At 68.2% G+C, this 12,208-nt stretch carries 10 protein-coding genes; 9 read left to right on the forward strand and 1 reads right to left on the reverse strand.

What is annotated here, in order from left to right; all coding sequences use genetic code 11:
* Positions 1-8: 8 nt before the first annotated feature.
* Positions 9-1,130: an FAD-dependent monooxygenase gene (locus tag RT655_RS18675; RefSeq protein ID WP_313539897.1), complete on the reverse strand. Its 1,122-nt coding sequence runs from the start codon at positions 1,128-1,130 to the stop codon at positions 9-11.
* A gap of 76 nt (positions 1,131-1,206) precedes the next feature.
* Here RT655_RS18675 and RT655_RS18680 point away from each other — a divergent pair, with 76 nt between their 5' ends.
* The 9 genes from RT655_RS18680 (at position 1,207) to RT655_RS18720 (ending at position 12,199) form a co-directional block, all read left to right on the forward strand.
* Positions 1,207-1,872, forward strand: a complete 666-nt coding sequence (locus tag RT655_RS18680) for a TetR/AcrR family transcriptional regulator (RefSeq protein ID WP_313539899.1) — start codon at positions 1,207-1,209, stop codon at positions 1,870-1,872.
* 63 nt (positions 1,873-1,935) lie between these two features.
* Positions 1,936-2,331 carry a DUF2946 family protein gene (locus RT655_RS18685; protein WP_313539902.1) on the forward strand — a complete coding sequence of 132 codons (396 nt, stop codon included), beginning with the start codon at positions 1,936-1,938 and terminating at the stop codon, positions 2,329-2,331.
* A gap of 62 nt (positions 2,332-2,393) precedes the next feature.
* Complete coding sequence (locus tag RT655_RS18690) at positions 2,394-4,766, forward strand: TonB-dependent receptor family protein (RefSeq protein WP_313539905.1); 2,373 nt, start codon at positions 2,394-2,396, stop codon at positions 4,764-4,766.
* Positions 4,767-4,780: 14 nt separating this feature from the next.
* A complete protein-coding gene (locus RT655_RS18695; RefSeq protein ID WP_313539908.1) occupies positions 4,781-6,160 on the forward strand; it encodes a PepSY domain-containing protein in 1,380 nt (459 codons plus the stop codon).
* Positions 6,161-6,221: 61 nt separating this feature from the next.
* Positions 6,222-7,880, forward strand: coding sequence for a Na+/H+ antiporter (locus RT655_RS18700; protein WP_313539911.1), 1,659 nt, complete (start codon positions 6,222-6,224; stop codon positions 7,878-7,880).
* The gene (locus tag RT655_RS18705) at positions 7,877-8,374 is read left to right on the forward strand and encodes an N-acetyltransferase (protein ID WP_313539914.1); all 498 of its coding nucleotides are present in this window, start codon (positions 7,877-7,879) and stop codon (positions 8,372-8,374) included. Before RT655_RS18700 ends, RT655_RS18705 begins: the two co-directional genes overlap by 4 nt.
* A gap of 73 nt (positions 8,375-8,447) precedes the next feature.
* Entirely contained in the window at positions 8,448-11,603 is a 3,156-nt protein-coding gene (locus RT655_RS18710) for a YdbH domain-containing protein (protein ID WP_313539917.1), read from the forward strand.
* A 24-nt stretch (positions 11,604-11,627) separates the two neighbouring features.
* A complete protein-coding gene (locus tag RT655_RS18715) occupies positions 11,628-11,822 on the forward strand; it encodes a YnbE family lipoprotein (protein WP_141985065.1) in 195 nt (64 codons plus the stop codon).
* Positions 11,822-12,199, forward strand: coding sequence for a YdbL family protein (locus RT655_RS18720; protein ID WP_313539919.1), 378 nt, complete (start codon positions 11,822-11,824; stop codon positions 12,197-12,199). The genes RT655_RS18715 and RT655_RS18720 overlap by 1 nt, the downstream gene beginning before the upstream one ends.
* The last annotated feature ends 9 nt before the right edge of the window (positions 12,200-12,208 follow it).

Raw genomic sequence — 12,208 nt, forward strand, 5'->3', positions numbered from 1 at the left:
CCCGCCCGCTACAGGGCGATCGTTCCTTCGCGTAGCTGGCGGTTGCGCTCCGCCAGTTCGGCCTCGTCGGCGGGAAACAGCATCGACATGCCGGTCGTCGCCGCCCGTTGCTGGACCTGCTCCACGAACGGGCGGAGGCCGGCTTCATAGGCGTCGAACGCGGCGCTGTGGTCACCGGGGTGGCGGGCGAGTGCATCGGCCAGATGCGCCGCGCCGATCAGCGCCATCGATCCGCCCATGCCCGCCAGCGGTGAAACGCAGTATCCGGCGTCGCCGACCAGCGCGATCCTGCCCTTCGACCAGCGCTGCATGCGGATCTGGTTGGCCTGATCGAAGTAGAAATCGCCCTCGGCATCGACGTGCGCGAGCATCGCCGGCACCTTCCAGCCGAGCCCGTCGAACTGCTGGTGGATCAGCCGGCGCTGCGCCGCCTTGTCGCGAAAGTCATAGTCGATCGGCCGGCCGGCGCGGAAGGCGAGGCAGATGTCGGTGCGGTCGTGATAGCCGTTGAGCATCGCGCTTTTGCCGGGGACGCTGAACAGCTGCGAGGTGTCCCCCGGCAGCAGGCCGGTCTCGGGCACCACGCGCAGGTAGAAATAGCCGCCCATGAAGTAGGACGCGGTTTCGGCATCGTCGAACGCCAGCGCGCGGGTGTTGGAGCGGTTGCCGTCACAGCCGAGAACGAGCGCATAGGTTTCCTCCACGCCATCGTCGAAGGTGACTGTCACTTCCGCTGGGCTTTCGGACAACTGGCGGATCGAGCGGCCGAACCGCAGGTCGACCGTGCCGTCGACCGCCGCGAACAGAATGTCGAGCAGATCGTCGCGGTGGATCTCGTACCGTGCCTGCGCCGGATCCTGCTCGCCCGCGTCCGCCGGAAAGCCGCCAAGCGTCGTGTCGTCCTCGTCCTTGAACGCGAAGCCCCGCGGCGCCAGCGTCTTCGCCATGACGGCGTAGAGCAGGTCCATGCGGGTGAGGATGTCGATCGTCTCGCCCATGATGTCGACGGGGGTGCCGCCGCGACGGAGGCCGGACGTGAGCTCGACCATCGTCACCCGGTAGCCGAGCCTAGTCATCCAGAACGCCGTGGCGAGCCCGGCAAAGCTTGCACCACTGATCAAAACACGCATTGGATCGGACACGATACCCTCGCTAGGCATTGAACTATACCTAGTACATAAATATACTGAGTACAGAAAGCAAGTCATGCCCGAACCCGCCGTCGAACGCCGCACGCGCAAGCGGCAGATGACCCGCCAGGCGATTTCCAACGTCGCGACGCGCCTGTTCTTTGAACGCGGCTTCGACCGGGTGACGATCGACGAGATCGCCCAGGCGGCGGACGTGGGCAGGATGACGGTATTCAACCATTTCCCGCGCAAGGAAGATCTGTTCTTCGATCGCGAGGACGCCATCCGCGATGCCGCCCTTGCCGCGCTCCGGGAGCGGGCGCGCGGTACGTCCCCCCTGCAGGCGCTGCATGCCCTGGCGCATCGGTTGATCGACGATCCCGATCCGGCCTTTCCGCTGTTCGACGTCACCTGTCGCTTCGTGCAGACGGCGCTCGGCAGCGAGGCGTTGAAGGCACGGGCGCGGCAGATGCGCGACGACTTCATCGACATGCTGGCGGCGGCGCTCGTCGAGGATGTGGGGGCCACGAAAGACGATCCGGACGCGCACCTCGCTGCCGGGTTGATCGCAGCGGCGTGGACTATCGCCTTCATGGAGGCACATAAGCTGTTCTCGGCCAAGGCCGATCTGAACGCTGCGAACCACATTTTCCTGCACCTGATCGACAGGGGCATGGTCGGTGTCGATGCGGCGCTGGCGGGTACCACCTATTCGAGGCCCTCTGCAGCCGACCCTGCCTAGGCCTCCCGTAGAACCGTTCGACAAGTCGGGCCGAGCCGGGTAGGTCTTTAGCCCGTGTTCGTCGTGCGCCGCCTTCTGCTGGAACATCGCCTGCTGTGTGGCTGCATCATCGCAGCGGCGCTGCTGATGAAGGCCGTGTTGCCGGCCGGATTCATGCCGATGCAGCGCGGCGGTACGGTAGTGCTGGGCTTCTGCTCGGGATACGGGCCGATGCCGATGGCGATGGCAATGCCGATGAAGGAACACCCGTCGAGCCCCGACGAACACCAGCCCAAGGCCGAGATGCCCTGCGCTTTCGCCGGACTGGCGATGCCGGGCCTGGCGGCGGTCGACCCGACGCTGCTCGCGCTGGCGATCGCCTTCGTCCTCGAACGCGCCATTCGCACCGCGACGATCCTGCCTGCGATCGTTCGCGTTTATCTTCGGCCCCCCCTGCGCGGACCCCCGCGCGCCGCCTGATCTCCGTTGCCCTTTGTGGCGCTCGCGCGGTTGTGCGGGCGCGCCCGGATCAGGAAGATTTCATGTCCAAGCACTTGTTTTCGGCGGCCGTTTCGGCCGCTCTCTGCGCATCGGCCGCTCTCTGCGCATCGGCCGCGTCCGCGCAAACCGATGACCAGGCGCGCCGCGCCGAACTGCTTCGGCAGCGCGCGGCGATCGATGCCGAACTGGCGAGGCTCGATGCCGCCGCACCGAAGCCACAGGCCGCACTCGTGGCAGCCATGCCGCCCGGCACCGACGAGATATTCGTCACCGGCAAGGCGCTGTCGCTGACCACGCAGGTGCGCGGCCAGACGGTGACCACCGTCGACGCCGCCGCCTTCCGCAACACGCCCGCGACGACCATCGCCGACATCGTCCGGCTCTCGCCCGGCATCGCCGTCACCCAGGGCAACGGCCCGCGCGACGTCGGCGTCTCGGTGCGCGGCTCGAATGCGCGCAACGGCTTCGGCGCGCGCAACCTGCAGGTGTTCGAGGACGATTTCCCCGTCACCCAGCCCGACGGCCTCGCCCGCTTCGACCTGACCGACCCGCATGCATATGGCGCGGTCGACGTCGTGCGCGGCCCTTCCTCCGCCCGCTACGGCAATTATGCGCTGGGCGGCGCCGTCAATTTCCGCACCCGCTCGGGCCGCGAGATCCAAGGCGTCGAAGCCGGGTTCGACGCCGGCGGCGACGGCTATGCCAATCTCTACGCGACGATCGGGCATGCGACCTCCGGCCACGACATCGCGGTGTTCGGCAGCTATGTCCGCGGCGACGGTGCCACGGGGCATACCGGCTACGAGACCGGCACGCTCAACGCGCTGGCCAGGTTCGAGCTGGGCAGCCGCGACCGGGTTGCGGTCAAGCTGATCTACAACGAGGGCGATTTCCGCCTCTCGACCCGGCTGTCGTACAACCAGTATCTGACCAACCCCTATCAGCTGGGCTGCGCGGCCGCGGCGAGCGCGGTGCCGGGCTGCGGCACCATCTCGGTGCTGGTCAACGGCACCAACGGGGCGCGGATCGCGCAGACCGCGGACGAGGGCAATCTCGCGCGTAACGATCGCCGGACGATCGTCGGCACCCGCTACGAGCATGACCTTGGGTCGAACACCACCTGGCGCACCCAGGCGACCTTCGACAGCCGCGTGGTCAACCAGCCGACCAGCGCAACGCCGTTCAAGGGCACGCTCGATAGCTACAACCTCACCTTGGACGTGACCAATCACGGCCGGATCGCGGGGATGGACTCCACCAGCTTCGTGGGCGTGTTCTACAACTATCTCGACAACCAGAGCTACAGCTTCAACAAGACCCCCGCCGGCCGCAACGGCTTCGGCGCGCTGACCCAGACGGTATTCGGCGACGTGCGGAACCTGGGGGTGCGCGCCCGCGAGGAGCTGCAGCTCACCGGGCGGCTGCAGGCGATCGCGGGGATCGGGGCCGAGCGCTCGATCCTCGACGTCCGCCAGACCGCCTATAGCTACCCCGTCGGCGCCAACCCGGTGCTCGCCTATATCCCCGCCGATCGCCACTTCACCAACGTCGCGCCCGAGGTGGCGCTGTTCTGGCAGGCGATCGATGCGGTGCGGCTGCATGCGCGGGTGGGGACGGGCTATGGCATCCCGCAGGCCGGCAATCTGTTCGTCTCGGCTGCCGGCGTCGCGGGCAACAACGCCAGCCTCAAGGCGCAGCGCAACACCGGCGTCGACCTCGGCGCCGAGGTGGCCCTGGGCAGCAACTTCAAGGCCGAGCTGACCGGCTATTACGAATGGTTCACCAATGAGCTGGTCAGCCAGTCGGCCGGCGTGAACCTGCTCGCTTACACCTCGAACGTGCCGCGCTCGGTGCATCGCGGCGTCGAGCTGGGGGTGAGCTGGAAGCCGCTGCCGGGGCTGCTGCCCGGCGCCAAGCTCGATGCGAGCTACAGCTATAACGACCAATATTACACTGATTTCCAGGAGCGTCTGACCGCGGGCACGGTGTCGACGGTCCTCGACCGCAACGGCAAGGCGATCCCCGGTGTGATCCCGAACTTCGTCAACGCCCGGCTGGGCTATGACCAGCCCGCCGGGCCGCTGAGCGGGCTCGGCGGCTTTGCCGAGCTCGGCTATCGCGATCGCTTCTTCGTCGACAACAGCAACCTGCTGGCGATGCCCTCGGCGACCTTGGTCAACCTGAACCTGCATTACGACCCGCCCAAGGGAAGCGGGCCGCTGTCGCGGCTGAGCTTCTACGCCTCGGTGCAGAACCTGTTCGACGTCACCACTGTCGGCGCCGCCTCGGTAATTGCGAACAGCCTCGCGACCTCGGGCACGGAGAACCCGGCATCGGTGCTCGCCAACACTACCGGCTCGGTCTACGCCGGGCAGCCGCGCACGGTCTATGCCGGCGTCAAGGCCCGGTTCTGATGGGGGAGGGTACCATGCAACACGCCCGTCGTCGGCACTGGCCGAACACCGCAACCGTGTGGCGCTGGCATTTCTACGCCGGCCTGTTCTGCATTCCCTTCGTGCTGTGGCTGGCGGTCACCGGCTCGATCTACCTGTTCCGCCCGCAGGTGGAGGCGCTGATCGACGCGCCCTATGCCGATCTCGCCGTCACCGGCCCGCGCGCCTCGGCCGCTGACCAGGCGGCGGCGGCGGTGCGGGCGGTGCCGGGATCGGTGCTTCACCGCTACCAGCTGCCCGAGACCGATCGTCAGGCGGTGCAAATCATCGTCGGCAAGGGGACGGACGAGACGCGCGTCTATGTCCATCCCCAGACGCTGGCCGTGCTCAAGACGGTCGACGAGGACCAGCGGCTGATGCGGGTGGTGTTCCGGTTGCACGGCGAGCTCCTCGCTGGGACGCTGGGCTCCTTCCTCGTCGAGCTGGCCGCCTCTTGGACGATCGTGATGCTGCTTTCCGGCCTGTTCTTGTGGTGGCCGCGCCGCGGCGGACTGGGGGGCATCGTCTATCCGCGGTTAAACGCGGGCGGCCGGCGCTTCTGGCGGGACCTGCACGCGGTGACCGGCATCTGGGTCTCCGCCTTCGCACTGTTCCTGCTCGTCTCGGGGCTGCCCTGGGCAAAGAGCTGGGGCGGCTATCTGAAGGCGGTGCGCGGGGTAGTGGAGGGCCACCCGGTCAAGCAGGACTGGACCACCGGCCGTGCCGACGAGCTCCGCCAGCGCGCGGCCGCCGATGCAGGCACCCGCGCGATGATGGGCGAACATGCCGAGCATCACGGCATGGCGATGGCGCATCCGGCGGTGTCGCTGGTGCCGCTTGACAGGCTGATCGCCACGCTCGGCCCGCTGCGGCTGGCGACGCCCGTGCTGGTCTCGCCGCCGACCGGCCCCGGCCAGCCCTGGACCGCCAAGTCCGATGCCGCCAACCGCCCGCTGCGCACCGACCTGACCCTCGACGGCGCAACCGGCAAGCTCCTCTCGCGCAAGGACTTCGCCCAGCGGCGGCTGGTCGACCGGCTGGTCGGCTATGGCGTGGCGATCCATGAGGGGCAGGCGTTCGGCTGGCTCAACCAGCTGCTCAACCTGCTGACCGCGCTGGGGCTGATCGTGCTCGCGGTGAGCAGCGTCGTGCTGTGGTGGCGACGGCGGCCCGAAGGCGTGCTGGGCGCACCGCGCGCCAGCGGGGCTCGCCCGGCAGCACTGGCGTTCTTCGCGCTCGTTCTCGTCTTGGGGCTGGTTCTGCCGCTGATGGGGATCAGCCTGTTGGTCGTGCTGTCGGTTGAGCGGCTCGTGCTGGTGCGTCTGCCGGGTGTGCGACACTGGCTTGGTCTGCGCAGGGTGCGGGGCGCGGCATAGCGCGAATTTGCCGCATGCGGGTGCAGCGGTTAGCCTCGGGCTCGGAACCTATCGCGCTGCGGTGCCTATAGGTCACGGCCGCGATGCGGACCGCTGGGGGAAGAAGATGCATCCGGTCGATACGTTTGAGCTTGTCCTTGTGCTGTTCGCAGCGGTGATTGCGCTGCATTGGATCGCCGAACGCCTGGCGTTCCTGCCCTCGGCCGCGCTGCTGCTGGGGGGCGGGGCGCTGGCGTTCCTGCCCAACCTGCCGAAGGTGTCGCTCGATCCTGAGCTGGTGCTGGTGCTGTTTCTGCCGCCGCTGCTGATGGACGGCGCCTATTATGCCGCGTTCGGCCGGCTGCGGCGGCATCTGCCGGGTATTCTGTCGCTGGCGGTCGGTGCGGTGCTGTTCACGACGCTGGTGGTCGGGCTGGTGCTGCACCTGCTGGTGCCGGGGCTGCCCTGGGCCGCATGCTTCGCGCTCGGCGCGATTGTCTCGCCGCCCGATGCGGTGGCCGCGCGCTCGGTGCTGCAGCGGGTGAAGCTGCCGCGCCGGCTGCAGGCACTTCTGGAAGGCGAAAGCCTGATCAACGATGCGACCGGGCTGGTGCTGTTCCGCTTCGCCGTCGCTGCCACGCTCACCGGCAGCTTCAACGCGCTCGATGCGGGGACCAGCTTCGTGCTGCTGTCGATCGGGGGCGTGGTGGTCGGCACGGCGGTCGGGTTCGGCGGCAAGTTCATCCTGCGGCGACTGCCGGACCAGACGCTGATCGTCGCCACCGCCACGCTGCTCAGCTGGGCTGCCTATCTTGCCGGCGAGGCACTGCACGTCTCCGGGGTGATCGCGGTGGTCGCGGCCGGGCTCGTGTTCGGCTGGTATCAGCACGAAGTCCTGCCGGCACGGGTGCGGATGCAGGGCAGCGCCTTCTGGCGTACGCTGGTATTCAGCCTGGAGGCGCTGGTGTTCATCCTGATCGGCTTCTCGCTGCGCGGGGTGCTCGATCGCGTCGGGCTGGAACGGGTGTTCACCTCGATGGCACTGCCGGTGATCGGCGTTGTTCTTGCGGTGCTTATCACCCGCTTCGTGTGGGTGTTCGGCAGCGAGCTGCTGTTCGGCACGCTCAAGCGGGCCGGGATCTGGCAGGCGCGGCCGCTCGGATGGCGACAAGCCACCATCCTGTCCTGGGCGGGAATGCGCGGCGTCGTCACGCTTGCCGTCGCGCTTTCGCTGCCCAACGACATGCCCGGGCGCGACCTGATGCTGGTGGCTTCCTTCGCGGTGATCCTTGCCACCGTCGTACTGCAGGGTGCCAGCCTGGGTTTGCTGATCCACCGGATCGCACCGCAGGACCGCGATCCGCCCCCCAACGTCACCTTGGTACAGGCCGAGGCCGCCATTGCCCGCGCGAAGCGCGTTGAGGTGGAGGCGCGGGCCTATGACGCGCAGGGAACTCTCATCCATCCGCGTCTGCTCGAGGAATATCGCAAGCGCGACCATGTCACCGAACGCTATGCCGGCGATGCCAGCAGCTACATGCCCGGTATCCGCGCCCATTTCGACATCGTGCTGGCGGCCGTGGCGGCGGGCCGCCAAGAGCTGCTTCGCCTGCACCGCGAAGGCGAGATCGAGGACGAGGTGCTGCACAATCTCGAGCGTGATCTCGACCTTGAGGAGCTGGCAGCATTGTTCCAGGGGGGCGAAGGCGCCGAGATCCATGGCCCGGGAGAAAATTCTTGATCGACGTTTCCTCCGCACCTTTCGCCATCCGTCCGGCGGTGCCGGCGGACCGGGCGCAGCTCGGACAGCTGGGCGCCCAGATGGTCGCGGTCCACCACGGCTTCGACGCGCGCCGCTTCATCGCGCCGACGGCCGAGACGCCCGAACTGTATGGCGGCTTCCTCGTCCGGCAGATCGAGCGCACCGAGTCCGTGCTGCGCGTGGCAGCGACGGGCGATACCGTGCTCGGCTATGTCTATGCCGGGATCGAGGGGAGCGACTATATGGCGCTGCGCGGGCCCGCGGGGGTGATCTACGACCTGATCGTCGCGCCGGACCATCGGCGACAGGGCATCGGGCGCGCGCTGCTCGACGCAGCCATGACGGCGCTGGCGCCGCATGCGCCGCCCCGTCTCGTGCTGTTCACTGCCGAGCGCAATGTCGAGGCGCAGGCGCTGTTCGGCTCCGCGGGCTTCCACCGCACCATGGTCGAGATGACCCGCGACCTCGCCTGAGCGCCGGCGAGGAACCTTTGCAGGATCGGAGAGCTATGGCTAGGGGCCGCACGGTCAGGCGGCTGGAGCGGGCGTGAACCGAAGCGAAGACGACACCGACACCGACGCCGAGGCGTGGCGAAGCAGTGCAGCAGCGCGGGCGAAGCGACGGCGTCGCGTCGCGGTGGCGCTGCTCGTGCTGGTGTCGGCGAGCGTGGCGACGGTCTGGCTGCAGCGGCGGACCATTGCACAGGGGTTCCTCGACCGCGAACTGGCACGCCGCGGCGTGCCCGCGCGCTACACGATCGTGCAGCTTTCCCCCTGGCGCCAGCGGCTTACCAACGTCTCGATCGGCGACCCGCATAACCCCGACCTCACCGCCGACTGGGTAGAGCTGCGCACCGCCATCTATCCCTGGCGCGCCGACCTGCTGGTGGCGAAGGCGGGGACGGTTCGTGTGAAAGGACGGATCGTCGATGGCGCATTGTCGCTCGGCTCGCTCGACCGGCTGATGCCCCCGCCATCCGGCAAGCCCTTTTCCCTGCCGCGGCTCAGCGTCGATGTAGGGGACGCTCGGCTGCGGTTGGAGAGCGACGCCGGGCGGATCGTGCTCGGCCTGCGCGGCAAGGGGTTGTTGACCGACGGATTTGTCGGCGCGATTCGCGCGACGTCGGCGCAGTTGCGTTTCGGAAACTGCGATCTGGTTGGCCTCGGCGCCGAGATGCAGGTCCGCATCCGCAAGGGCGCGCCCAGCATAACCGGGCCGCTGGCGGCGCAACGTTTGGCGTGTGGGGACATCCAGGCCCTCCAGCCGAGCGGCACGGTACACGCAACGCTCGATGCCGCGCTGGCCGGTTGGAATGGCGATGCGATGCTTGGGCTGGCATCGCTTCGCTCGGCCTATGGCAGCCTTGGTCGCAGCAATGCCCGGCTGGATTTTGCCGGAGACCGAAGCCGAACGACGGGCGCGGTCACCGTGCAGGGGTGGGATGCGAGAACCGACGCGGCCAACGCCCGGATCGTCGACGCGTCCGGGCGATATGCCGTCGGCACGGTGACGGCCTTCGATGGCCGCATCGGTGTGCGGGATGCGGCAGTTTCTGGCAGGACGCTTGGGCAGATCGGTGGCTATCGCAACGCAATAGCAGGTACGCCCATCGGGCCGCTGGCCGCGAAGCTTACCTCAGCGGTAAACGCCGCGGGGCGACGCTTCGACGCCTCGGCCACGCTCGGGGTCGCCACCCGGGGGCGCGGCGCTACGCTCCGCGTTAACGCCGTCAACCTTGCGGCGCGCTCCGGTGCGCGCGTGCGCTTTGCCGGCGGGGACGGCGCTGTGCTGGATTTTCCCAAGGGGGCGGTGGCGCTCGCCGGGCAGCTATCGCTTGGCGGCGGGGGGATGCCGGACCTTGCGCTCGACCTCCTCCAGCGCCCCGGCAGCGACCAGCTGCAGGGCAGCGGCACCTTGCGGCCCTATGCGGCGGGCGGGGCGCGGCTGGCGCTGTCGAACCTCATCTTCACCCTGCGGGGCGGGGCGGGGTCGGCCCGCACCGTCGCGACGCTGTCGGGCCTGATCGGCAGTGGCCGGGTCGACGACCTCTCGGTGCCGCTGGTCGCGCGCTGGAACGGCCGGAGCGTCCTGGTGAATCCGACATGCGAGACGCTTGGTTTCGCGCGGATCACCGCCTCCGGCATGGTGCTGCGCGGCCATCGCCAGCGTCTGTGCCCGACGGGGCAGGCGATGCTGGCCTGGAACGGAAAGCGCCTCACCGGCGGTCTGCGGACCGGCGCGATTGCGTTGGCCGGCAGCATGGGGAGCAATCCGCTGCGCCTCGCCGCCAGCGATGCGCGCGTGGATTTCGCCTGGCAGGCCTTCGATCTTACCGGCGTTGCCGTGCGGATGGACACGGACCGCCCTACGCGCCTCGATATCGGCCAATTGGGTGGCACCTTCGCGAAGGCGATGGGCGGCAGCTTCGATGCACTGAGCGGGCAGATCGGTGCCGTCCCGCTGGTGCTTTCGCAGGGCAAGGGCAGCTGGGAGATCGCCGATGGCGGGCTTTCGCTGCTCGGCAGCTTCCGCCTTTCCGATGCCGAGCCGAGCCCGCGCTTCGAGCCGCTGCTGGCCCCCGCAGGCCGGCTGTCGCTGCAGGGCAACCGGATTGAGGCGCACGCCGATCTGATCGGCACCAAGCAGCCGGCCGAGGTGGCCAAGGTCTCGATCACCCATGATCTCGGCAAGGGCGAGGGGCAGGCGCTGCTCGACGTGCCCGGCCTCCGCTTCAAGACCGACGGCCTTCAGCCGATCGACCTGACGCCGCTGACTCTGGGCGTGATCGCCGATGTCGATGGTACGATTGCGGGCTCGGGGAAGATCGTCTGGTCCGGCGAGACGGTGACGAGCACCGGCCGCTTCACCGCCACCAACGTCGCGCTGGCGGCCGCGTTCGGCCCTGTGCAGGGGCTTACCACCGAGCTGAACTTCACCGACCTGCTGAACGCGCGGACCGCGCCGGGGCAGCTGGCGACGGTCGCGGAGATCAACCCCGGCGTGCCGGTGCGCGAGGGCGTGTTCCGCTACCAGCTGCTCGACAGCCGCCGGGTGCGGGTGGAGGGCGCGCGCTGGCCGTTCGCCGGGGGCGAGCTCGTTCTCGAGCCGACCACGCTCGACTTCAACGAGGCGGGCAAGCGCCGGATGACCTTCCGGGTGAAGGGTGTCGACGCCGCCCTGTTCCTCAAGGAAATGGCATTCGACAATCTCGATGCCACCGGCACCTTCGACGGCACGCTGCCGATGATCTTCGATGCGACCGGCGGCCGGATCGAAGGCGGCGAGCTGCGCGCCCGCGCCGGCGGGCACATCGCCTATGTCGGCGAGGTTTCGCGCGAAGATCTCGGCACTTGGGGAAACATGGCGTTCCAGGCACTCAAGTCGCTCGACTATCGCAACCTCGATATCAGGATGAACGGCCCATTGGCGGGCGAGATGATCACCGACATCAGCTTCTCGGGACTCAGCCAGGGGCAGGGGACCAAGTCCAATTTCCTGATCCGTCGGCTTGCGAAGCTGCCGCTCGTCTTCAACGTGCGGATCAACGCACCTTTCCGCCAGCTGCTAGACTCCGTGCAGTCTTGGTACGATCCACGCCGCCTGATCGAGCGCAACCTGCCGGCGTTGATCGAGGAGCAGAAACGTGCGCAGGACGCGGGCCAGCACTCCGTTCAGCCCGCCGAAAGCACATCCCGTCCATGAAAGGCATTCTATGAGCTTGGAAGCATGAAACAGGGTTCGTCTCTTCGGCTGGGCGCCTGCGGGATCGCGCCGCTAGCGCTGCTCGGCGGCTGTGTCACGGTGAACGCGCCCGACAAGCCGATCGTCATCAATCTCAATATTTCGATCACCCAGGAAGTGGTCTATCGCCTCGACAACAAGGCGAAGGCCATCATCCAGGACAATCCGGGGATTTTCTGATGCGACAGTTGCTTTCCACTTTCGGTATTGCGGCGGCGATCGCGGCGAGCGGGATCGCCCCGGCCTTCGCCCAGCGCGACCCGGCCTATCAGGCGGCGCGGCAGCAGGGGAAGGTGGGCGAACAGCCCGACGGCTATCTCGGTATCGTCGGCGCGGCGTCGCCCGAGCTGCAGGCGATCGTCAACAACATCAACATCCAGCGCAAGCGCCAGTATACGCAGCAGGCGGCGGCGAGCTCGACCGTCGAGCAGATGGCGTTCGTTACGGGCTGCAACCTGATCCTCCGCACCGCACCGGGCGAAAAGTATCGCGCGCCGGATGGGCGCTGGCTCACCCGCGGCGGCGACGCACCGGTGCGCGACCCCCGCTGCCTCTGATGCTTCGCG

Source organism: Sphingomonas sp. (genome assembly GCF_032114135.1).
Taxonomy (GTDB): Bacteria; Pseudomonadota; Alphaproteobacteria; order Sphingomonadales; family Sphingomonadaceae; genus Sphingomonas.

Coding starts and splice junctions, on each gene's coding strand:
- RT655_RS18720 (WP_313539919.1), top strand. CDS start 11,822: ATGCGACAGTTGCTTTCCACTTTCGGTATTGCGGCGGCGATCGCGGCG.
- RT655_RS18715 (WP_141985065.1), top strand. CDS start 11,628: ATGAAACAGGGTTCGTCTCTTCGGCTGGGCGCCTGCGGGATCGCGCCG.
- RT655_RS18690 (WP_313539905.1), top strand. CDS start 2,394: ATGTCCAAGCACTTGTTTTCGGCGGCCGTTTCGGCCGCTCTCTGCGCA.
- RT655_RS18675 (WP_313539897.1), bottom strand. CDS start 1,130: ATGCGTGTTTTGATCAGTGGTGCAAGCTTTGCCGGGCTCGCCACGGCG.
- RT655_RS18680 (WP_313539899.1), top strand. CDS start 1,207: ATGCCCGAACCCGCCGTCGAACGCCGCACGCGCAAGCGGCAGATGACC.
- RT655_RS18695 (WP_313539908.1), top strand. CDS start 4,781: ATGCAACACGCCCGTCGTCGGCACTGGCCGAACACCGCAACCGTGTGG.